This is a genomic window from Actinosynnema sp. NPDC002837 (assembly GCF_040295345.1).
GTDB lineage: Bacteria > Actinomycetota > Actinomycetes > Mycobacteriales > Pseudonocardiaceae > Actinosynnema.
In genome coordinates, this window is record NZ_JBEOVG010000017.1 from 56,483 (window position 1) to 78,530 (window position 22,048).

At 73.5% G+C, this 22,048-nt stretch carries 20 protein-coding genes; 9 read left to right on the plus strand and 11 right to left on the minus strand.

Annotation, left to right across the window (positions count from 1 at the left end; translation table 11 throughout):
- Nucleotide 1: 1 nt before the first annotated feature.
- From ABTZ99_RS15425 to ABTZ99_RS15455, 7 genes are all read right to left on the minus strand, one after another.
- Nucleotides 2–796: a class I SAM-dependent methyltransferase gene (locus ABTZ99_RS15425; protein ID WP_499611790.1), complete on the minus strand. Its 795-nt coding sequence runs from the start codon at nt 794–796 to the stop codon at nt 2–4.
- On the minus strand, nt 793–1,974 hold the full coding sequence (locus ABTZ99_RS15430; RefSeq protein ID WP_498772118.1) for an MFS transporter: 1,182 nt from the start codon (nt 1,972–1,974) through the stop codon (nt 793–795). Before ABTZ99_RS15430 ends, ABTZ99_RS15425 begins: the two co-directional genes overlap by 4 nt.
- Nucleotides 1,971–3,002: a dipeptide epimerase gene (locus tag ABTZ99_RS15435; protein ID WP_499611793.1), complete on the minus strand. Its 1,032-nt coding sequence runs from the start codon at nt 3,000–3,002 to the stop codon at nt 1,971–1,973. Before ABTZ99_RS15435 ends, ABTZ99_RS15430 begins: the two co-directional genes overlap by 4 nt.
- Nucleotides 2,999–4,072: a PLP-dependent cysteine synthase family protein gene (locus tag ABTZ99_RS15440; protein WP_499611795.1), complete on the minus strand. Its 1,074-nt coding sequence runs from the start codon at nt 4,070–4,072 to the stop codon at nt 2,999–3,001. Before ABTZ99_RS15440 ends, ABTZ99_RS15435 begins: the two co-directional genes overlap by 4 nt.
- Entirely contained in the window at nt 4,069–4,905 is an 837-nt protein-coding gene (locus ABTZ99_RS15445) for a Rossmann-like domain-containing protein (protein WP_499611798.1), read from the minus strand. Before ABTZ99_RS15445 ends, ABTZ99_RS15440 begins: the two co-directional genes overlap by 4 nt.
- A 151-nt stretch (nt 4,906–5,056) precedes the next feature.
- Nucleotides 5,057–6,313: an ATP-grasp domain-containing protein gene (locus ABTZ99_RS15450; protein ID WP_499611801.1), complete on the minus strand. Its 1,257-nt coding sequence runs from the start codon at nt 6,311–6,313 to the stop codon at nt 5,057–5,059.
- Between the two features lie 142 nt (nt 6,314–6,455).
- Nucleotides 6,456–6,986: a CGNR zinc finger domain-containing protein gene (locus ABTZ99_RS15455; protein WP_498772128.1), complete on the minus strand. Its 531-nt coding sequence runs from the start codon at nt 6,984–6,986 to the stop codon at nt 6,456–6,458.
- A gap of 39 nt (nt 6,987–7,025) precedes the next feature.
- Between ABTZ99_RS15455 and ABTZ99_RS15460 the strand changes: the two genes are divergently transcribed.
- Nucleotides 7,026–7,955: an EamA family transporter gene (locus tag ABTZ99_RS15460; protein WP_498772130.1), complete on the plus strand. Its 930-nt coding sequence runs from the start codon at nt 7,026–7,028 to the stop codon at nt 7,953–7,955.
- Nucleotides 7,956–8,019: 64 nt separating this feature from the next.
- Here the strand turns inward: ABTZ99_RS15460 and ABTZ99_RS15465 are convergent, their stop codons facing one another.
- Entirely contained in the window at nt 8,020–9,309 is a 1,290-nt protein-coding gene (locus ABTZ99_RS15465; RefSeq protein ID WP_499611805.1) for an acyl-CoA dehydrogenase family protein, read from the minus strand.
- Between the two features lie 576 nt (nt 9,310–9,885).
- Between ABTZ99_RS15465 and ABTZ99_RS15470 the strand changes: the two genes are divergently transcribed.
- The 6 genes from ABTZ99_RS15470 (at nt 9,886) to ABTZ99_RS15495 (ending at nt 17,308) form a co-directional block, all read left to right on the plus strand.
- Nucleotides 9,886–11,112, plus strand: coding sequence for an amino acid ABC transporter substrate-binding protein (locus ABTZ99_RS15470; RefSeq protein WP_499611808.1), 1,227 nt, complete (start codon nt 9,886–9,888; stop codon nt 11,110–11,112).
- Between the two features lie 6 nt (nt 11,113–11,118).
- Nucleotides 11,119–11,997, plus strand: a complete 879-nt coding sequence (locus ABTZ99_RS15475) for a branched-chain amino acid ABC transporter permease (RefSeq protein WP_499611810.1) — start codon at nt 11,119–11,121, stop codon at nt 11,995–11,997.
- Nucleotides 11,981–13,003, plus strand: coding sequence for a branched-chain amino acid ABC transporter permease (locus ABTZ99_RS15480; RefSeq protein ID WP_498772137.1), 1,023 nt, complete (start codon nt 11,981–11,983; stop codon nt 13,001–13,003). Before ABTZ99_RS15475 ends, ABTZ99_RS15480 begins: the two co-directional genes overlap by 17 nt.
- Entirely contained in the window at nt 13,000–13,731 is a 732-nt protein-coding gene (locus ABTZ99_RS15485; protein ID WP_499611813.1) for an ABC transporter ATP-binding protein, read from the plus strand. The genes ABTZ99_RS15480 and ABTZ99_RS15485 overlap by 4 nt, the downstream gene beginning before the upstream one ends.
- On the plus strand, nt 13,721–14,455 hold the full coding sequence (locus ABTZ99_RS15490; RefSeq protein ID WP_499611815.1) for an ABC transporter ATP-binding protein: 735 nt from the start codon (nt 13,721–13,723) through the stop codon (nt 14,453–14,455). The genes ABTZ99_RS15485 and ABTZ99_RS15490 overlap by 11 nt, the downstream gene beginning before the upstream one ends.
- A 594-nt stretch (nt 14,456–15,049) precedes the next feature.
- Nucleotides 15,050–17,308, plus strand: coding sequence for a PQQ-dependent sugar dehydrogenase (locus ABTZ99_RS15495; protein WP_499611818.1), 2,259 nt, complete (start codon nt 15,050–15,052; stop codon nt 17,306–17,308).
- Here ABTZ99_RS15495 and ABTZ99_RS15500 read toward each other — a convergent pair.
- The 3 genes from ABTZ99_RS15500 to ABTZ99_RS15510 all read right to left on the minus strand — a co-directional run bounded on the left by ABTZ99_RS15500 (nt 17,305) and on the right by ABTZ99_RS15510 (nt 20,260).
- A complete protein-coding gene (locus ABTZ99_RS15500; RefSeq protein WP_499611820.1) occupies nt 17,305–18,309 on the minus strand; it encodes a hypothetical protein in 1,005 nt (334 codons plus the stop codon). The two genes, ABTZ99_RS15495 and ABTZ99_RS15500, sit on opposite strands and share 4 nt — an antisense overlap.
- 180 nt (nt 18,310–18,489) lie before the next feature.
- Nucleotides 18,490–18,858, minus strand: coding sequence for an RNA-binding S4 domain-containing protein (locus tag ABTZ99_RS15505; RefSeq protein WP_499611823.1), 369 nt, complete (start codon nt 18,856–18,858; stop codon nt 18,490–18,492).
- A gap of 43 nt (nt 18,859–18,901) precedes the next feature.
- Nucleotides 18,902–20,260: an alpha/beta fold hydrolase gene (locus ABTZ99_RS15510; protein ID WP_499611826.1), complete on the minus strand. Its 1,359-nt coding sequence runs from the start codon at nt 20,258–20,260 to the stop codon at nt 18,902–18,904.
- 104 nt (nt 20,261–20,364) lie between these two features.
- On the opposite strand from ABTZ99_RS15510, the gene ABTZ99_RS15515 reads away from it, so the two are divergent.
- Together ABTZ99_RS15515 and ABTZ99_RS15520 are read left to right on the plus strand one after the other, a co-directional pair.
- Entirely contained in the window at nt 20,365–21,405 is a 1,041-nt protein-coding gene (locus tag ABTZ99_RS15515) for a sensor histidine kinase (RefSeq protein ID WP_499611829.1), read from the plus strand.
- Entirely contained in the window at nt 21,402–22,031 is a 630-nt protein-coding gene (locus tag ABTZ99_RS15520) for a response regulator (RefSeq protein ID WP_499611832.1), read from the plus strand. Before ABTZ99_RS15515 ends, ABTZ99_RS15520 begins: the two co-directional genes overlap by 4 nt.
- Nucleotides 22,032–22,048: the final 17 nt, after the last annotated feature.

The following is a 22,048-nucleotide window of genomic DNA, read 5'->3' on the forward strand; positions in this document are numbered from 1 at the left end:
TTCAGTGGCGCAGGCGCGCGACGAGGTGCAGGCGGTCTCCGGACAGGGCTTCGCTCAACTCGACGTCGGCCGTCCCCGGTTCGTCGGGCGCCCACGATGGCTCGGTGCGCGGCCCCGGCGCGTCGAACAGGGCGAGCACGTCGAAACCGGCGTGGTCGAGGAAGTGCCGCAGCTCCTGCGGGAACAGCAGCCGCCACGCCGAGCGCTGCACGAGCGGCTGCGCGCCGGGCCACCACCACTCGCGGCGGCGGCGCAGCAGCTGGGCGGCGTGGTCGATCCAGAGCCTCGTGTGGGAGGTGTAGGAGACGCCTTCCCAGACGACCGTGCGGGTGCGGACGCCGTCGAGCAGTTCGGTGTTGCCCAGGAAGAACGCGCCGTTGCGCATCTCCGCCACCAGCAGGCCGCCCGGTTCGAGGTGGTCGCGGCAGCGGCGCAGGAACTCGTCCAGGTCGGCGTTCGTGTGGCAGTACAGCAGCGCGCTGTCCAGGCACGTGATCACGTCGAAGCGCCGGCCGAGCGCGAACGACCGCATGTCGCCGAGCACGAACCCGACCGCCGGGTGGTGCGCGCGGGCGTGCTGGACCATGCGCTCGGAGCTGTCCAGCCCGACCACCTCGTAGCCGAGCCCGGCCAGGTGGCCCGCGTCGCGGCCGGTGCCGCAGCCGACGTCCAGCAGGGTGCGCCCCCCGCCGAACCTGGTCACCACGTCGTGCGCGAAGCGGGCGGCGACGTGGTCCGGATCGGGGAACTGCCGTTCGTAGAGGCCGGGGTTGTCGGTCAGCAGGTTCTCGCTCATCGGGCCACCTCTCGTTTCACGGTGAGCGCGCCACGGCGGTGCAGCCAGGCCACGGCCGCCGCGCACCCGAGCCCGACGCCGACGCAGAGCAGCGACGCCACCGGGGCCGACCGGCCGAACACCCAGCCGATCGCCGCGTTGCCCAGGGCCGCGGCCAGGCCGGAGACCAGGTAGAACACGCCGAAGTACGTGCCGGCCAGACCGGTGCGGCCGAACGCGGGGATCAGCTCGTAGACGAACGGGTGCGCGATCATCACGCCCACCGACAGCAGCAGCGCGGCGACCAGCACGGGCGTGATGCCGCCGAGCGGGCCGACGTGGCTCACCGCCGTGGCGACGAAACCCAGCCCCATCACGGCGAGCCCGAGCGCGATGGCCCGACCGCGCGCGAGCCGGTCCAGCGCACGCGTGATGCGCACCTGGAACAGCAGCGTGGCCAGGGTGGACACCAGGAACAGCGCCGCGACGGCGAACGACGAGCCGGACAGCCGCCGCGCCTCCAGCGGCAGCACCAGGTACAGCTGGTTCTGCAGCACGAACATGCCGGTGAGCGCGCCGGTGAACGCCAGGAACCGCCGGTCCGACAGGCACTCGCGCCAGTCGTCGAGCACCGTGCCCCGGTGCGGCGCCGCCTGCCGGTCGGGCAGCACGACGGCCTGCGCGACCGTCAGCGCGGCGAAGATCCCGGCCGCCACCAGTGCCGCGACGCGGAAGTCCCACAGCATCAGCAGGCCGCCCAGCAGCGGCCCGGTCAGCGCGCCCGCCTGCCCGTAGACGTTGAACAGGGCGAACGCGCCCGCCCGGTCGGACGACTCGTCGGCGATGTACGCGCGCACGGCAGGGTTGAACAACGCGCCGGCCAGTCCGCTGAGGACGGAGGCGGCCAGCAGCACCGCCACCGACTCGCCCGCCGCGAACAGCCCGAACCCGACGGCCCGGACCGCGCAGCCCGCGATGATGACCCGGCGGGGCCCGAGCCGGTCGGCCGCCGAGCCGCCGAACAGGAACAGCCCCTGCTGGCTCAACGTCCGCACGCCGAGCACGGCGCCGATGGCCGCGACCGACAGGCCGAGGTCGCCGAGGTGCGTGGCGAGGTAGGGGATCAGCAGGTAGAAGCCGGTGTTCACGCCGAACTGGTTGACCAGCAGCAGGCGCACGGACAGCGGGAACCGCCTCATCGGCGCACGACCCCGCCCGATGCGGTGGTGGCGGGCGCCACGCCGAGACCGGGCACGCCCGCCAGGCGCAGGGTGCCGTCCTCGCCGCCGATGCCGGTCCACGGGTCGTCGGCCAGCAGCAGGTGGCCGTCCAGGTCGACCCACCGCGCGTAGCCGGTCAGGTGCACGGCGGGCGCGATGCCCAGCGAGCTGGCGACCAGGCAGCCGAGCATCACGTCCAGGCCGCACCCGCGCGCGACGTCGACGACCTCCCGGGCCGCGGTGATCCCGCCGCACTTGGCCAGCTTGACGTTCACCCCGTCGACCAGACCCGTCAGCGCCCGCACGTCGGCGACGGTGGCGGCGTCCTCGTCCGCGATCAACGGCACCGCGCACCGCTCGCGCAGCCACGCCAGCTCGTCCCACCGGCCGGGCGCGAGCGGCTGCTCCACCGCGTCGACACCGGTGAGCTGGTCGACGACCCGCACGGTCTCCTCGGCCGTCCAGCCGCCGTTCGGGTCGAGGATGAGGCGGACCTCGGGCGCGGCGGACCGGACGGCCGAGACCCTGGCGACGTCGTCCGCCGAGCCGACCTTGACCTTCAGCACGGTGAACCCCCGCGCGGCCAGCGCCGCGGCTTCGGCGGCGGCGTCGTCCGGCGCGACGATGCCGATCGTGCGGGCCGTCGGCACGTCCGTCCACTGTGGAACGCCGACCGAGGCGTGCACCGGCACCCCGGCGCGCAACGCCGTCAGGTCCCACAGCGCGGCGTCCACGGCGGCGAGCACGCCCGGCGGCAGCTCGGGCAAGCGCCCACGCAGCTCGTCGGGGTCGGCGCACGAGTCGACCACCGGCGCCAAGGCGTGCAGCAGACCGGTGATCCGCTCCACGTCCAGCCCGTAGTACTGGCTGGTGACGACCTCTCCGTGGCCGCGGACCCCGTCCCACTCGACGACCACGCGCACGGCGTCACGACGCGCCATCACCGACCGCGAGATGCGCAACGGCGACCGCAGCTCCAGCCCGTAGACCGCCCAGTCGAGCTTCACGCCGGCACCCCGACGGCCTTGGGCGCGTAGACCGACCGGCACCGGGCCCAGCTCGTGACCTCGACCTCGCCGGTGTCCGCGATCTCGACCGGCCGGTCCTCCGGCGTGCCCAGCAGGCCCCGCGACCGGCAGAAGTCGTCGTCGAAGATGGTGCCGAGGTAGCGGTGCGGGCCGTCCGGGAAGATCGTCGCCACGGTCGCGCCCGGCTCGACGCGCGCCACCCACGCCGACACCAGGGCGACCGCGCCCGTGCTCCAGCCGCCGGTGACGAAGCAGTCCCGCGCCAGTCGGCGGCACGCGTCGACCACCTCGACCGGACCGAGCCAGTGCACCTCGTCGAACTCCTCGTAGGCGACGTTGCGGGGGTGGATGCTGCTGCCGAGCCCGCGCATGACCCGTTGCCGGGCGGGTTGGCCGAAGATGGTCGAGCCGACCGTGTCCACGCCGATCAGCCGCACGTCCGGCCAGTGCCGGCGCAGGGCCGTGACGACGCCGGCGCTGTGCCCGCCCGTGCCGACGCTGCACACCAGCACGTCCGCGTGGTCGAGCTGGGCCGCGAGCTCCCGCGCCAGGCCCGCGTACCCGGCGGGGTTGTCGGGGTTGTTGTACTGGTCGGGCCAGTACGCGCCGGGCAGCCCGCGCAGCACGGCGTGCAGCCGGTCCAGCCTGGCCTGCTGCCAGCCGCCGGTGGGGTGCGGCCGGTCCACGACCTCCAGCCGCGCGCCGTGCGCGCGCAGCAGGGCGCGCATCGACGGCTCCAGCTCGTGGTCGACCACCAGCACGACCGGGTGGCCCAGCGCCTGGCCGGCGAACGCCAACCCGAGGCCGAGCGTGCCGCTGGTCGACTCCACGACCACCGCGCCGGGGCGCAGCTCGCCGCGCTCCCGTGCGGCTAACAGCATCGCGACCGCCGACCGGGCCTTCATCCCGCCCGCGCTCAGGCACTCCAGCTTCGCCCAGAACCCGCCGTGCCGGTGGGGCAGCGGCGTGTCGATGCGGGCGACCGGGGTGTTGCCGAGCAGGTCGAACAGGTGGGGGTTGCGTATGCCCGATCGGGGAAGCACGGTCACCGGGCCCGTCCCGGGGCGGTGTAGTGGTGCACCGTGGTCGGGCCGCCGTGCAGCCAGAAGAACGGGAACGGCTCCGCCGACACGGCCGTGACGCCCGAGCCGAGGAACCACGGCACGATCGCGCTCGCGGTCTGGGCGAACACCACCAGCGGCCGGTCGGTCGCGGCGGTCGCGCGCAGCAGCGGTTCGAAGCTGCCGTTGCCGACCGTCATGCCGGAGGCCAGCACCAGGTCGCAGTCGGCGACGGCGGCGAGCGCGTTGGTCACGATCGGCTCGTCCCACTCGGTGCGACCGCCCTTGAGGTCGCACGGCACGTACTCGACGCCGCGGGCGCGCAGGTGGTGCAGCAGCGAGTTCACCACGCCGACGACCAGCACGCGTTGTCCCGGCGCGGCGTCCAGCAGGTCGACCACCGCCGAGGCGCGGGCCATGGACTTGGTGAGCGAGTCGCCGGCGCCGATCACGACGTGCCGCGCGGCGGAGAGGTGGTGCGGGTGCGCGTGCATGAGGTACGCGTCCAGCACCGCCGTGCGGATCGCGGTGTCGGGGTGGGCGAGCAGGTCGGCGACGGTCTCGCCGACGCAGTCCGTCACCGCGGCGTCGTCCGCGCCCTCGGGCTCGACCGCGCACGAGCCGACCGCGTCACCGACCCGGACGCTGACCACGGTGTTGCGGTACACCTGGCCACGCGACACGTGCCGCGCGCCCTGCCTCGTGGTGAACGCGACGCTGACCCGGCAGTCGGCCGGGTCGGGCCCCACCGCGCCCGCTCGCGCCAGCGCGACCAGCTCGGTGACGCCTGACAGGGGACGCCGGTCTGCCTGCGCCGTCACGCCACTCCTCCCGGCGTCCGGTCGGGTCGGGCGGTTGCGCGGTGTCCGGCGGGGTGTCGGAGGTCGGGACTGCTGGTGACCCGGCCTGCTCGCGCGGCTGCCCGGTGTCCGGTCGTGTGGCGGCGGCCGGGGACTCGGTCTGCCTGCCCGGTCACGCGAGGTCCTCCGCGTAGCGGACGTCCAGCGTGCCGACGACGCGTTCGGCGCGAGCCCGGGCGTCGGTGTCGGGGGAGGTGACCATGACGTGCCCCAGGTAGCTGTTGTTGCTGGTCGGCTCGCCGGCGCGGTGGCCGGCGGGCTTCGCGGCCCAGTCGACCACCTCCGGGTTCGCGGCCAGGGCCTCCGCACCGTCGATCCCCGCCACCACGCCCGCCCGCGGCGGCAGCAGGAACGAGACGGCCGCGCTGCGCACGCCGGTCTCCCGGGCCCGCAGGTCGGGCTGGCGGCCGACGGCGAGTTCGGCGAACACCGACGGCAGGTCGACCCCGGTCACGCGGCGCACCAGCTCCGTGATCCGGTTGCCGGCCGGGCGCGGGTTGACCTCGATCAGCCGGGGGCCGTCGGCGGTCAGCTTGACCTCGGTGTGCGCGACCGCGTGGTCCAGGCCCAGCGCGTCGATCGCGCTCACGGCGGTGTCCACGGCGGCGTCCCGGTCGGCCTCGCTCACCGCGGCCGGGAACATGTGGCCGCTCTCCACGAACCACGGCCGCCCGGCCAGGCTCTTGTCGGTCACCCCGATCACGTAGGTCGTGCCGGCCGCGGTCACCGTCTCTACGCTCACCTCGGGGCCGACCAGCAACTCCTCCAGCAGCACGGTCGGCACCCGCTCCTGACCCCGCGCGTTGACCGGGAACGCTTCCAGCGCCAGGTACGCCTCGCGGAGCGCGGTCTCGTCGCCCACCTCGCGCACGTGCATCCCCGCGCACAGGTCGACCGGCTTGACCACCAGCGGGTAGCCCAGCTCGGCGGCGGCCTTCGCGGTCGCGGGCCAGTCCCGCGTCAGCGCGAACCGGGGACCGGGCACGCCCGCCGCCGAGGTGGTCGCCCGGGTGAGGTCCTTGCGGTAGGCGCGTTCCACGGCCTTCGGGTCCGCGCCGGGCAGGCCGAGGTGCGCGGCCACGGTGGCGACGGTGGAGAGGTAGTAGTCGCAGGAGGAGATCACGCCGTCGAACGCCAGCACCCCGTGAAGTCGCTCCACATAGGACAGCAGCGACGGCACGTCGTTGGTCTCGGCGGTGAGCACGTTGTCCGCCGCCAGCAACGGGTGCGGGTGCGCGGGCGCGGCGCGCAGGTAGTGCTGGAGGTCGCGGGTGAGGAAGGTGAACCGGTGGCCGGACTCGTGGATCGCCCGTGGCAGCAACGAACTCATCGCGCCGACCCAGCTCTCGATCATCAACAAGTGCGCCACGCGTGCTCCTCCGAAGGGGGCGTCGGACCGGGACTGAGGGAATGGTAATCATTATCAGTCCGGTGGCGAGGCCGCCAATCGAGTGATGTGGCTCACTGGATTCGCCTAGTGCTCTCCTTCGAGGTCGAAGTGCGAAAAGGTCTCAGTTCCGGCGGGCGCGATAAGCCGCGACGGCGATCCGGTTCCCGCACGTCGTGCTGCAATAGCGGCGCGAGCGGTTGCGCGACAGGTCGAGCACGAGCCCGCCGCACGTCTCGTCCGCGCAGACGGAGAGGCGGCTCAGCTCGTCGGCGCGGATCACGTCGACCATCGCCATGGCCGTCTCGACGGCGATCCGGTCGGCCAGCGGCGTCGCGGGGTCGGTGGCGTGCAGGTGGTAGTCGAAACCGTCGTGCCGCACGAGCCGCGGCACGGCCCGGTGCGTGGCCAGGATGTCGTTCACGATCCCGGCGGCGGTGTCGCGGTCGCTGGTCAGGAGTCGCCGCAACGAGCCGCGCAGCGCTCGCACCGCCTCCAGTTCCGCCGCGTCGTGCGCGCGCGAGCCGGTGTAGCCGTGCTCGGCGAAGAACGCGTCCAGCTGCGCCTGGTCGGTCATCGTGTCCGGCTCCTCGGCCGAGTTCACCAAGGCGACCGCGGCGACGAGCGACGCGGTCGTGTCATGGGTGAAAAGCATGTTGACAGATTACTCCCGAGGTCCATAGCGTCATGGGTCATGGCGACGATGACACATGACGTGCAGGTGGGCGGCCTGCGGGCCGGGTTGGGGTTCGCGCTGCTGTCCGCGTCGTCCTTCGGGTTGTCCGGGCCGCTGGCGCGCGGGTTGATGGACGCGGGCTGGTCCTCCGCCGCCGCGGTCGCGGTGCGCGTCCTGCTGGCCGCGGCGGTGCTCGCGCCGATCGCGGTCGTGCAGCTGCGCGGCCGGTGGCGCCTGCTGCGGCGCATCGCCCCGTTGATCACGGCGTACGGGCTGGTCGCGGTGGCGGGCTGCCAGCTGGCGTTCTTCAACGCCGTCGCGCACATGGAGGTCGGTGTCGCACTGCTGGTCGAGTACACCGCGCCGGTGGCCGTGGTCGGCTGGTTGTGGCTGCGGCACGGTCAGCGGCCGACCCGGCTGACGGTGCTCGGCGGCGTGCTTGGCCTGCTCGGGCTGTTGCTGGTGCTCGACGTCGTGTCCGGCGCGCACGTCAGCGTCGTCGGCGTGCTGTGGGCGTTGGCCGCGATGGTGGGCGCGGCGGTGTACTTCGTGCTCAACGCGCGTGACGCGGAAGGGCTGCCCGGGACCGTGCTGGCCGCGGGCGGGTTGCTGCTGGGCGGTGTGGTGCTGCTGCTGGCGGGCGCGGTCGGGGTCGTGCCGTTCGCGGTGTCGGCCGCGCCGGTCGCGTTCGACGGGTTCACCGTGGCGTGGTGGCTGCCGGTGCTCGCGCTCGGCGTGGTGACGGCGGCCCTCGCGTACGTCGCCGGCATCGCCGCGACCAGGCGGCTCGGCTCGCGGCTGGCGTCGTTCGTGGCGTTGACCGAGGTCGTGATGGCGTTGCTCTTCGCGTGGCTGCTGCTCGGCGAGGCGCCGGGCCCGGTCCAGCTGGCCGGCGGCGCGCTGATCCTCGGCGGCGTGGTGGCCGTCAAGCTGGGCGAGCCGCGCTAGTGCCGGGCTCCTCCGGGACGGGCGGAACGTCCCGGAGGCCCCCGGCACCAGTGCGACCCCGGCGCTAGTGCGACGTCGCGACCGCGGGTTGACCGATCGGGAGGTTCACCGGCTCGCCCGCCACGAGCGTCATCCGCTCCAGCCCCGCGCTGCTCGCGCGCAGCTTGTCGGACAGCCGGGCGGACCACTGGTCCCGGTAGGTGCCCAGGGCCACCTCGGCCAGCCGCAGCCGCTGGATGTCCGACGTGCCGGCGGGGGAGTAGATGTGGTTGGCGTCGCGCAGCAGGCGTTCGACGGTGCGGCCGGGATCGAGCCCGTACGCCGCGTGCACCTCCATCGCCGTGCGCGCGGAGTCCAAAGAGGACTCGACGTTGAGCAGCTTGGCGCTGATCAGGTCCGCGTCGCACGGGACGCCCTGGTCGAGCAGGTGCGCGGCGTAGTACGCGGCCAGCCGCGCGGTCATCAGCTGGGACTGCATCTGGCCCAGCTTCTGCTTCACGGTGGGCAGCTCGGACAGCGGCTCGCCGTAGCGCCGGTGGCTGCTCGCGAACTCGACCGTCTGCTCCACGATCGCGCGGTGGATGCCGAGCGACACGGCGGTCAGGTTGGGCCGCCCGTACAGGACGCTGGAGGAGTAGGCCACGGCGAGGCCGTCACCCTCGGCGCCCAGCAGGTTCCCCGCCGGCACGCGGCAGTCGTCGAAGACCAGCTCGCCGAAGCTGAAGCCGTGCAGGCCGAGGGCGGGCTGGTGCGGCGCCAGCGAGAAGCCCGGCGCGGTCGCCTCCACCAGGAACGCGGACAGGCCGCGCGAGCCGGGCCCGGTGCGGACCACCACGCCGTGCAGGTCGCCGACGTGGCTGTTGCCGACGAACACCTTGCGCCCGTTGAGGACGTACTCGTCGCCCACGCGCTCGGCGGTGGCGGCCATGCCGAGCACGTGCCCACCCGCCTCCGGCTCGGTCACCGCGATGGTCGGCAGGCACCGGCCGTCGCTCACCCGCGGCAGCCAGTGCCGCTTCTGCTCCTCGTCGCCGAAGTGCACGATCTTCGCGACGCCCAGCTGCGACGCCTGCACCATGGCGCCCATCGCGCCGCTGACGCGGGAGAGCTCCTCGATGATGATGGTCTTGGCCAGGTGGCCCAGACCCATGCCGCCGTACCTCGGTTCGACGGTGACGCCGAGCCAGCCCTGCCGCGCGATCAGCCGGGACAACTCGACGTGGACGGCTCTGGACTCCTCCATGCCGGCCACCGCCGGCGCGACCTCCGCCTCGGCGAACGCGCGCACCTCGGCGCGCAGCCGCTCGTGCTGCGGGGTGGTGAAGTAGCTGGTCGTCCGGGCGGCGAAGCTCACTGGTGTTCCCCCATGTTTGTATTTCGCCGGTTTTTCCGGCAGCACGGATTCCCGGTGCGTTGTGCGGCCTGCCACGATTTCGCGCCCATCACACACTCGGTGGAGTGGGTCGGCAATACCGTTGTACCAGGTCGCTTCGGGCTTCCGCCGCTGCGTGTCGGCGGTCGTGTGAAATGCGCGTGTGAGGCATGGGTCCCGATCGCCACGGCCGGTGATCGAGACAGTGTTACCTTTGCATCACTCCTGGTCACAACCTTGACCATGAACGGCCCCGAGGCTGCGGAAATCGCGGATCCGGGCCAGGCGCGGATCGCGGTGCGCGATGGGCAAAAGCGGTGACGGTGGGTAACGGCGTATGTCCCCGCTGCCTTTGTGGGCACGTTTCGATTGGTGGTCCGGAAGTATTACGACATTCGGACACATCATGAGGGTCACTCACGTGGAACTGGGGGAAGTGCGGTTCGACAATGCGGAACGATTATGGGTCGCGTGGAATTATTTCGGGTCCTTGTCACATCACTGCGGCCTTCCTATGCTCGGAAAGCGCTTACCTCATCCCTCGACGACGGGTGGACGATGGACATCGCTCACGGGCTCCGGATCGCCGCCCTCGGCGCGGCCGTGGCGCTGCTGGTCTCCGGGTGCTTCGGCGGCCGACCGGCCGAGGGCGGAGCGGGCGCCCAGGGTCCGATCCGCGTCGGCGTCTCCTTGCCGCTCACCGGCGACTTCTCCGAGCCGGGCAAGGGCGTGCAGCGCGGCTACGAGGCGTGGGCCGAGCACGTCAACGCCAACGGCGGGCTCCTCGGCCGCCAGGTCGAGCTGATCGTCCTGGACGACCAGTCCAACGCCGACCGCGTGGCCGCCGACTACGAGAAGCTGATCAACTCCGACGGCGTCGACCTCGTCTTCGGCCCGTTCTCCACCCGCCTGGTCATCCCGGCCGCGCAGGTGGCCCGCGACTACGGCTTCCTGTTCGTCGAACCGGCGGGCGCCGCGCGCGAGGTCTTCGAGCAGGGCTTCGACAACCTGTTCTACGCCGCGCCCGCCGTCGCGCAGGACCACTACGACCACCTGGCCGAGGCGATCATCGCGATGCCCGAGGCCACCCGGCCGAGGACGGCGGCGTACGCGGCGATGGACGACCCGTTCGCCCAGGGCACGGCCAACGGGCTGAAGGAGAAGCTCGCCGCGGCGGGCATCCGGACCGTGGTGGACGAGGTGTACCCGCCCAACACCACCGACTTCGGCTCGATCGCGGCCAAGATCGCCGACTCGCGCGCGGACGTCGTGGTCGGCGGCACGCAGTACCAGGACGCGGTGAACCTGATCGTCGCCCTGCGGCAGCTGGACTACCAGCCGAAGCTGGCCGCGTTCTCCACCGCGCCCACCAACCCCGAGTTCCCGAGAGCGATCGGCGCGCAGACCGAGGGCATCCTCTCGCCGACCGGCTACACGCCCGAGGCGGACTACCCGTCCAACAAGGAGTTCGTGGACTTCTACACCCGCGAGCACGGCGCCGCGCCCACCGAGGACGAGGCCAACGCCTGGACCACGGGCCAGGTCGTCGCCGCCGCCGTCACGGCCGCCGGCTGCGCCGACCCGTCCGAGTCGTGCCAGCGCAAGATGATCGACTGGCTGCACGGCAACGAGGTGCGCACCGTCGTCGGTCCGCTGCGGTGGGACTCGGCCGGTCGGCCCCAAGGCGCACACCTGATCCAGCAGTACGTGGGCGGCGAGATCCGCATCGTGCTGCCCGCCGAGGCCCGGGAAGCCGAGCTGGTCTACCCGAAGCCCGCGTGGTGAGGCCGGGTGTCCCTCGTCTTCCAGAGCCTCGTGCTCGGCGTGCTGATGGGCGGGCTCTACGCCCTGCTGGCCGCCGGCCTGACGCTCTACTTCGGCGTGATGCGCGTGGTGATGATCGCGCACTCCGCGTTCCTGGTGCTGGCGGCGTACCTGGCGTGGGCGTTCACCGTGGGCACGGGGCTCGACCCGATGCTGTCGCTGGTGGCCACGGTGCCGTTGTTCTTCGTGGTCGGCGTGGCGGTGCAGCGGCTGCTGGTGGCCCGGCTGCGGCCGGCCACGCTGACGATGATGTCGGTGCTGCTCACGTTCGCGGTGGCGTTGGTGGTGGAGGGCGCGCTGGGGCTGGTGTTCAGCGGCACGCACCGGCGGGTGCCGCTGTCCTACTCGGGCGCCCGGCTGGAGCTGTTCGGCGCGAGCGTGGCGGTGGTGAAGCTGATCGCGTTCGGGCTGGCGGTGGTGACGTTGGCCGGCCTGCACGTGCTGCTCAAGGTCACCCGGTTCGGCCAGGCGTTGCGGGCCACGATGCAGCACCGCGAGGCGGCGCGCCTGCTCGGCGTGGACACCGACCGGGTGGCCGGGTACGGCTTCGGGCTGGGCCTGGCCACGGCCGCCGTCGGCGGGACCGCGCTGGCGCTGGACGCCACGATCTACCCGTCGCTGCACTGGCACTGGATCGGGCCGCTGATGGCGATCATCGTGGTCGGCGGGCTCGGCAGCGTCGGCGGGGCGGCCGTCGCGGCGCTGCTGCTGGGCGTCGGGCAGAACCTGCTGCAACTGCCGCTGGGCACGACGTGGGCGCAGACGTTCTTCTACGCCGCCCTGTTCGTGACGCTGATCCTGCGCCCGCGGGGGTTCTTCGGAGGCCGCCTTGCGCAGCGGTTCTGAGGTGGTGCTGAAGGCCGTCGGGCTGGTGGTGCTCGCGGCGTTCCTGGTGGCGTTCCCGAGCCTGGCGTCGGACCCGTTCGTGCTCTCGGTCGGCGTGGTGATCATCAGCTACGCGGTGCTCGCCACGGCGTGGAACTTCGTCGGCGGGTTCACCGGCTACATCTCGCTGGGCCACGCCGCGTACTCCGGCCTCGGCGGTTACGCCACCGGTCTGCTGGTCCTGCGCGCGGACGTGGACCCGTGGCTCGCCTTCCTGCTCGGCGGGGTGGTCGTGGCGGCGCTCGCGGTGCCGATCGGCATCGCCGCGCTGAGGGTGCGCGGCGCGTCGTTCGTCATCGTGTCGATCGCGGTGGTGCTGGTCCTGCTGCTGGTGTTCCAGAGCTGGGAGTCGGTGACGGGCGGCTCGGACGGGCTGCGCGTGCCGCGGCCGTTCGGCGCGGAGGTGCTCCGGCCCGAGCAGCACCAGCGGTTCTTCCACCTGCACGCCGTGCTGCTCGCGGTGATGCTGCTGTGCTGGTGGCTGGTCGACCGGTCGCGCTTCGGCATGGGGCTCAAGGCGATCCGCGAGGACGAGGACAAGGCGCGGTCGCTCGGCGTGCCGACGGTCCGGTACAAGCTGGCGGCGTTCGTGGTGTCGGCGTTCTTCACCGCGCTGGGCGGCGGCCTGTACGCGCTGTGGTTCGGCTTCCTCGACCCGATCTTCCAGTTCTCCATCCTGGTCGGCTCGAACATGGTGCTGATGAGCCTGCTCGGCGGCGTGCGGAGCCTGTTCGGGCCGTTGGTCGGCGCGGTCGTCGTCGGCTATGCCACGGAGTTCTTCAAGGCGCAGTACGGCGACACGCAGCTGCACCTGGTCGCGATGGGCGTGCTGCTGGCGGTGGTGGTGCTGTTCCTGCCGGACGGGATCATCCCGGCGTTGCGCGGGCTGGTGGCGCGGCTGCGGCCGGGGCAGGCGTCGATCCGCGAGGTCACGCAGGAGGAGCTGGCCGAGGAGGTGCGCCGGTGAAGGGGCTGCGCGTCGAGGGGCTGACCAAGTCCTACGGCGGGGTGCGGGCGGTGGACGGTGCTTCGGTGCGGTTCCGGCACGGCCGGGTCAACGCGTTGATCGGGCCGAACGGCTCGGGCAAGACGACGTTCTTCAACTGCGTCACCGGGATGGTCAGGCCGGACGCGGGCACGGTGACCTACCACGGCCGCGACCTCACCGGACGGCCCGCGCACAAGATCGCGCACGCGGGCATCGGCCGCAGCTTCCAGCTGTGCCGGGTCTTCCCGCGCCTGACCGCCGTGGAGAACCTGCTGGCGGCGGTGCGGCCCGGCTCCGTGCTGCGCGCGCTGGCGCCGGCCCGCCGCAAGTCCGATGTGGACCGCGCGATGGGGTGGTTGACCCGGGTCGGCATCGAGCACCTGGCCGACGTCGAGGCGCGTGACCTGTCCTACGGGCAGCAGAAGCTGCTGGAGCTGGCGGGGGTGCTGATGGCGGAGCCGGAGACGATCCTGCTGGACGAGCCCGCCGGCGGCGTGAACCCGGCGTTGATCGAGCGGATCGGCGAGCTGGTGCGCTCGCTCAACGGCGAAGGCCGGACGTTCCTGATCGTGGAGCACAACATGGACGTGGTGATGAGCTTGTCCGATCACGTGGTCGTGTTCGACCGGGGCAGGCCGATCGCCTCGGGGCCGCCGGACGTGGTGCGTGCCGACCCTCTCGTGCTGGCGGCCTACCTTGGCGGCTGACCTGCTCGAGCTCGTGGACGTCGAGGCCGGTTACGGCCGGGCGGCGCTGGTGCTGCGCGGGCTGACGGTGCGCGTGCCGCCGGCGTCCGTGGTGTGCCTGGTCGGTCCGAACGGCGCCGGCAAGTCCACCGTGCTGAAGGTGGCCAGCGGGCTGCTCGCGCCGCGTGCCGGCCGGGTCGTGCTGGACGGTCGCGACGTCACCGGGCGCGGGCCGCGGTCGTTGCTGGCGGACGGCCTGTCGCACGTCGTGCAGGGGCACAGCGTGTTCCGCGAGATGACCGTGGGGGAGAACGTCGTGCTCGGCGCGTACACCGTGCGGGACAAGGCGGTGGTGGCCGAGCGGGTCGACTTCGTGCGGTCGCTGTTCCCGGTGGTCGGCGAGCGGTGGGACGCGTTGGCGGGCGCGTTGTCGGGTGGTCAGCAGAAGCAGGTGGAATTCGCCCGCTCGCTCATGGTCCGGCCGCGGGTCGTGCTGCTGGACGAGCCGTCGATGGGCCTGGACCCGAAGTCCACCGCGACCGTGTTCGAGCAGATCGCGCGGATGCGTGACGCGGGCACGGCCGTGCTGCTGGTCGAGCAGAACGCCAGGCGTGCGCTGGAGATCGCCGACCTGGGCTGCGTCCTGGACCTGGGCCGCGTCCACCTCGCGGGCCCCGCCCCCACCCTGCTGGCCGACCACCGCCTGGGCGACCTCTACCTCGGCCGCGCGAGGACCGAGCCGTGAACGCCCCCTCCCGCTCCGCCCCGACCACCCCACGAGCACCCGCCGCACTCCCGCCGACCGCGAGCCGACCCGGTCCGCTTCCGACCCGGACCGGAGCAAGTCGCTCGTCAGCTTGGACGAGGCCGCCGCTTCCACCCTCGGCGGGCAGGCGGACGTGGCGCGAGCGGCGGAAGTGGGCGCGCCGGCGACCTCCGCTGCCAACCCGATCGCGTCGGTTCAGCCGCCGTGCGCGCGAACCGGAGGCGAAGCTCCGCCTCGGCGGTCCGGGCGAGGAGTTCGGCGCCGCGCCCCACGAGTGGCGCGAGGAGGCCAAGGAATGCCGACGTGACAGCCTTTCCTCCGCAGCCGCCGGCCGAGCTCGATGACTGCTGTCAGGACCGGCTCGCGTCCTCCGCCTTCGACCCTCGTGCCGCTCGACGCGTCGCACGTCACCGTCGGCGGGATCGGCTCCGCCGGGCGACCGCGGCGCTTCGCCACGGTCGCGCCCTTGACCCGGCAACCGCAGTGCTTCGCAGGGGTCGCCGCCCAGGGGAACCCTGGATTCGATTCTATCCAAGGGGTCCGACAGTTCCGGGCCCTGTCGGGAGGTCAGCGATGGGCAAGAGCAGGTGGTGGGCAGTGGTGCTCGCGGTGGCCGTGGTGGTCTCCGTTGCGGTGCCGGCGGGAGGCTCGCCGGACGACCCGATAGCCGACCCGATCCCGCAGGACCCCATCCGGTCGCGGCTCGGGCTCGTGCTCGACGAGGTGGCGCGGCTGCCCGCCTCGACACCGACCCCGCCCACCACCGACACCCGCCTCAACCGGCACAACCGGATCAACTTCGTCGGTGAGGTGCCGGACGGGTCGGGGCGGCGGTACGTGCCCGACCTCAACGGGCCGCTGCACCTGCTCGACGGCGACACCCGGCACGTCTACCTCGACTTCGCCGCGCGCTTCCCGAACTTCTTCTCCGGCCGCGGCATGGGCAGCGGGTTCGGGTTCGTCGCCTTCCACCCCGACTTCGCCCGCAACGGCAAGCTCTACACCGTCCACACCGAGGGCGAGGGCGCGATCGACACCGAGACGCCGACCTATCCCAACCAGCCCAACGCGGTCGTCCAGAGCGTGGTGTCGGAGTGGACGGCCACCGACCCCTCCGCCGACGTCTTCACCGGCACGCGCCGCGAGCTCTTCCGCTACGGCTTCGCCACCTACGTCCACGCCGTGCAGCAGATCGACTTCAACCCCACCGCCCGCCCCGGCGACCCCGACCACGGCCTGCTGTACCTGGCCGTCGGCGACGGCGGCATCGGCGTGACCTCCGACGTGCCCCAGGACCTCGGCAACCCGGCGGGCAAGATCCTGCGCATCGACCCGGCCGGCACGAACGGCCCCGGCGGGCGGTACGGCATCCCGGCCGCCAACCCGTTCGTCGGCCGCCCCGGCGCGCTCGGCGAGATCTTCGCCTACGGCATGCGCGATCCGCACCGGTTCACGTGGGACCGCGGCGGCGACCACGCGCTGTACGTCGGGCACATCGGCCAGCACTCGATCGAGGCCGTGTACGAGGTCCGCGCGGGCGACAACCTGGGCTGGAGCAGGCGGGAGGGCGCGTTCGCCTACCGCCACGAGGACCAGTGCCACGTCTACCCGCTCCCGGCCGACGACCCCGGCCGCGGCTACGTCTACCCGGTGGCCGCCTACGACCACGACCGGCCCGCCGGCTGGCCGTGCACCACCGACAGCGGCCACGCCATCTCCGGCGGCCAGGTCTACCGGGGCAGCGCCGTGCCGGGCCTGCGGGGCAAGTACGTCTTCGGCGACCTGGTCGACGGCCGCGTCTTCGCCACCGACGTGGCGCGGATGAGGCGCGGCGAGCCACCGGCGCCGCTGCACGAGCTCAAGGTGTTCGACACCGACGGCACCGAGCGGCGGATGGCCGACCTCGTCGGCGACGGACGCGTCGACCTGCGCTTCGGCACGGACGCCGCCGGCGAGCTGTACCTGCTGGCCAAGGCGGACGGCCGGATCTGGCGGGTCGTCGGCACGCGCGAGGGCCCGAGGTCCGAGGTCACGCCCGAGGTGGCGCGCGACCTGGTGGCGCACTACGACTTCGAGCACCCGTTCCCCGTCGACGACGGCCGCGAGATCGACCTCGGCCGGTCGCGGACCCTGTTCCGGCTCGTCAACGGCGGCGATCGGATGCGCACCCGCGACGCCGCGTTCCCCGGCGGTGGCCACGCCCTGGAGCTGCGACCGCAACCCGGCGCGAACGACGACTGGAAAGCGGGCGTGTGGGACGAGGACGGCGCCGAGTCGTTGCGGGCGTTCAACGGTGTCGAGGGGATCACCATCATGGGCTGGTTCAAGCAGACGGGCGCCAACCCCAGCCCGGGTCACGGCGCGGTCGGGCTCGCGGGCCTGCTCAGCGGTGACTCCGAAGGGCACGCCGTCCGCGCGCTGATCGAGGCGTTCGAGGTCGACGGCAGGCTCCGGCTGGTCGCCCTCGGCCGCCGGACCGACGGCGGCGCGTCCCAGACCTACGCCGCCGACGCGGACTGGCAGCAGGTGCTGCCGCCGAACCGCTGGGTGCACCTGGCGGCCACGTTCGACTTCACCACGGGCCGGATGGCGCTCTACCGCGACGGACGCCCGTTGCCCGGCTCCTACACCGTGCCCGGCGACCCCTGGCAGGTCGACGGCACCGGCACGTCGGCCACCGACCCGAGGGGCATCAAGGTGGGCGGCAGCTTCCCGCAGGACACCGCCGAGCGGAACCCGTGCACCTGCCGGGTGGACTCGCTGATGTTCCTGGACGTCGCCGCGTCGGCGGAGGTGGTGGCCGCGCAGCACCGCCGGTTCACGCGGCGCTAGAACGTCGGGCGTTCGACGGACTCCGGGCGCTGGTGCCACGACAGCAGGGCCGTCCGCTTGGCCTCGGCGCGGGCGGCCCGCTCGGCCTGGTCCGGCCGGCCGGACAGGACGCGCTCGGCGGTCTCGAACTCGCGCAACGCCTCGGTGTCGGCCTCGTCGGAACCGAGCGAGGCCAGGCCGATGCCGCGCCACAGCCGCAGCACGCCGACCACGGGCGCGCCGGTCGCCCGCGGCTCGATCACGGCGAGGTGCCGGTCGATGCCGGGCAGCGCGTCGTGCGGTCCCTCCCGCGCCAGCACGACCTCGCACCACCGGTCGACGGCGTCGGCGGTCACGGACGCGTCGGGCGCGTGCCGCAGCAGGAGGTCGATGCTGCGGGTGAGGTGCGCCTCGGCCTCGTCCACCCGCCCGAGGTCGTCCAACGCCTGCCGCAGGGTGTGGTGGGCGACCGCCGCCGCGAGGCCGCCGGGCTCGATCCGCTCGGCCAGCGCGACGGCTTCCCGGGCGGCCTGCTCGGCGGCACGCCCCTCGCCCTGGAGCCGGAACGCGTGGGACAGCTCGGCGAGCGTGCACACCACCGTCTCGCCGGTCCGGTCCACGTTCCGCTGGATCGCCAACGCCCCGGCGAACGCCGTGACCGCCTCGTCCAGCGCTCCCGTGTCACGCAGGGCGCACCCGCGGCAGGCGAGCACCTTCGCGTGCAGCACGCCGTTCGGCTCGGCCTGCTCGACCAGGTCGAGGGCGTTCGCCAACGTCTCCAGCGCGCGCCGCGGGTTGCCGAGCTCCACGTCCATCCGCCCGTGCCCGGCCAGCGCCTGGGCCAGCAGCACGGCGACCTCGCGGTCGCGGCGGTCGAGGCCGGCCAGCTCGTAGCCCGCGACGGCGTACAGGTCGGCGGCCTCCGGGAACCGGCCCGCGATCACCGCCGAGTCGCCCTCCCGCAGCCGCCACCGCGCCAGCCCCACCCGTGCGTTCCGCTCGTCCCGCCGCTTCCGGTCCACCGCACCTCCCACCGCGGCGGTGCGGGCCGCCCCACGCGAGCACGCCGTCCTTTCCTTGATCGCTTCGACTGGGTAGCCCGTTAGACGGATGTCGCCTGATTCACCCGAACAGTCCAGGCCCGCTGAACGCCATCCGGCCGACGCACGGGTCCGCCACCCGGTGGCGGACCCGTGGCCTCATCACTGGCCGGTGCGGAACTTGTCCAGGACCCGGCGTTCGCGCTTGGTCGGCCGGCCCGCGCCGCGGTCACGACGGGCGACCTGCGCGGGCGCTTCCGTCGGCGGCGGTGGCGGCGGGGTCCGGTCGATGAAGCAGCCGACCGCGTCGGCCGCGCCGACGCGTTTCTGGATCACCCGGACGACCTCCACGATCCGGGTCGTGTCACCCACTCGTGCACGCACCTCGTCACCGGGTGACACCGCCGTGGCGGGCTTGGCCGGCCGGTCGTTCACGCGCACGTGCCCGCCCTTGCACGCCGCCGCGGCGTCGGATCGGGTCTTGGTCAGCCGGACCGCCCACAGCCAGCGGTCCACACGGGTGGACTCCACGCCGTACATCATGGCCTGTCCGCGGCCCGGTCGGTGGGCGCGGTCAGGGACAGGTCGCGTTCGCGGGCGGCAGGCGGCGGTCGGTGACGTAGGCGCTCACGTGCTCGACGACGCACGGGTTCATCATCGCCGCGAACAGGTTGTGACCCGGCCCGTCGTGGAAGATCGTGCGGCTGCCCGCGACCTGGTCCGTGACCCGCTTCGTCGGCGCGTGGTCCATCCAGGTGCCCGCGCCGAGGAACGGCGGCAGCCCCGCCGGCAGCGGCGCGGGCGGGTTGGCCGTCGGCGTCGGCCAGCCCGTGCACGTCAGCGGCAGGTGCCAGGCCAGGGGGAACGACGCGCCGGTGTTCGGCGCGATCCGCCGCAGCCGCTCGACGGTCCGCGTGACCTGCCGGAAGTCGGAGTGCGGGAAGTCCAGGCACTCCTTCACCCCGCCGCCGGGCAGCCCGGGGTACGGGTCACGGCCCGGCGGCGGGGCGAAACCGGACGCGTCACCGGCCTCGGCCGCCGCGATGGCCCGGGACACCTCGGCCCACCGGTCGGGACCGCCCCGCAGATTGCCGAACGCGAGCGCCTGCAACTGCGTGCCGTCGTAGGCGACGCCGACCGTGAGGGCGGGGACCGGCTCGGCGTCGGCCTTGGCGACCAGCGCCTGCCACCGCTGCTCGACCCCCGGCCCGGCCCAGTCCAGGAACCGCCTCGCGAACGCCTCGTTGTCCCGGGCGATGGCGTCGAGCTCGCGGTCCCAGTCACGCGCGCTGTGGTTGCCGGTGCCGTCGACGTATACGGTGCGCACGCGGTGCGGGTACCGCCGGGCGTAGGCCTGCGCGATCACGCCGCCGTACGAGGTGCCGATGAAGTTCACCCGCCGCTCGCCGAGCGCGACCCGGATGGCCTCCACGTCACGGGCGTCGCTGCCCGAGTCCATGTGGTCGAACAGGTCGGGGTCGGTGTCGCGGCACCGGTCGCCCCGCGCGCGGTTGTCGGCGACGAGCCGGTCGAACGCGGCCGGGTCGGTGGGGAAGCGCGGCGTGCGCAGCAGTCGCCAGTCGCAGTTCAGGACCGGACCGCTCAGGCCGGGGTAGCCGCGCGGGTCCCAGGTCACCACGTCCATCGACTCGCGGATCCGGTCGAAGATCCCCGGCCTGGACCGCATGATGGCGATCTGGTCGCCCTGCGGTCCGCCGAAGTTGACCATGACCGTGCCCTTGCGGACCCCGGTGGCGGTCAGGCGGGCGAGCTTCAACGTGGCGGTCCGGGTCGAGGTCACGGGCACGGGCAGGTCGGCGCACTCGGCGGCGACCGCGCTGTCGCCGGGACAGGGTTGCCAGTCGAGGTTCTCCGGCGGCCGGTCGGCGTGCGGCGGCACGAGGAGCAGCAGCGGTAGCAGGAGTTTGATCACGCCGCCGACGCTAGGGAGACCGGGCCGCCGGCCGCTGTTCGCGATCGTCGTCGGCGGTGTCCACGAAAGTGGACGGCGCGGCGCGGCCGGCTAGGGTGGCGGCCATGGCGAGGACTGCGCTGCTGCTCGCAGTGGTGGTGGCCGACACCGCGTTGGGGTGGCTGGAGGGCATGTCGGCCGGTGGCCTGGCCGCCCACGCCGCGCTGACCGCGCTGGTGATGCTCCTCGCCGCCCGGCGACCGCTGGTGGCGTTCCCGATCGCGGTGACGTCGGCGTTGGTCACGGGCGGTGGGTTGGCCCTGCTGGCGTGCACGAGCCACGAGGCCGGGCGGCACGTCGCCTCGCGCCGGGACCTGACCCTGACCGTCGTCGCCGCGTTCGCCTACCCCGCCGTGCTGCTGGTGCCGACGCAGCGGCTGGAGCCCGAGCCGTGGCCCGCGCTGGCCCGCGTCGTGCTGCTGGTGGCGTTGCCGCTGGTCGCCGGCGTGCACCTGACCAGGCAGGCCGAGCGGCTGCGCCGGGAACGGCGGCTGCACGCCGAGCGGGAGCGGTTGCGGGAACGGCTGCGCATCGCGGTGGACATGCACGACTCGCTCGGCCGGTGGCTCAGCCTGGTCTCGGTGCAGGCGGCGGCGCTGGAGGTGGCCCCGCTCCCGGCCGAGCAGCGCCCGGTGGCGCGCAACCTCGCGCACGCCGCCCGCACCGCCGTGGACGAGCTGCACGCCGTCGTGGCCACCCTGCGCGACTCGCCGGGGCTGGCGGGCGTCGACGAGGTGGTGGCGGAGTTCCGCCGTGCGGGCGTCGCGGTGACCGTCGAGCGCTCGGGCACCGCCCGACCGCTCGCGACCGGCGACGCGGGCCACGCCGCCTACCGGGTCGTGCAGGAAGGGCTGACCAACGCCGCCCGGCACGCGCCCGGCGAGCCGGTGGTCGTGTCGTTGGACTGGCAGCCCGACGCGTTGCTGCTCGCCGTGGCCAACCCGACGCGCGGCCACGTCCGGGACGCGCGGGGCACGGGGTTGGCGACCCTGGCCGACCGCGTCCGGGCCGCCGGCGGCCTGCTGCGCGTGCACGAGGAGCCGGGCGGGTTCCGGGTGACCGCGATGCTGCCCGTCGTGCCGGACCGCGTGGAGGCGGTGTCGTGATCAAGGTGCTGATCGCCGACGACGAACCGCTGATCACCGCGGGCATCCGGGCGGTGCTGGAGTCGGCGGGAGACCTCGACGTGGTCGCGGTGGCGGCCGACGGCCGCGAAGCCGTGGACGCCGCCCGCCGGCACCGCGTGGACGTGGCGCTCCTCGACCTCGCCATGCCGGTGATGGGCGGCCTGGCCGCGGCCGCCGCGTTGAGCGGACCGCGGGTCGTGGTGCTGACCGCGTTCGGCGACGAGGCCAACGTCCGGCTGGCGCTGCGGCAGGGGGTCGACGGGTTCGTGCTGAAGAACTGCGCGCCGGACGAGCTGATCCGCGCCGTGCGGGCCGTGCACGCCGGTGAGGCCTACCTGTCGCCCGCCGTGACGCGGCACGTGCTCGGGATGGTCGCGGTGGACGGGCGCGACGAGGACGCCGCACGCCGGCTCGCCGCGCTCACGCCGCGCGAGTCGGACGTCGTCGCGCTGGTGGCGGAGGGCCTGTCGAACGCCGAGGTGGGCCGCCGCGTGCACATGAGCGAGGCCACGATCAAGACGTACGTGAGCCGCATCCTGGCCAAGCTGGGCTGTCAGAACCGGGTGCAGGCGGCCCTGCTGGTCCGGGACGCCTCGCGGACGTGAGGCAGCGGCGGGGCAAC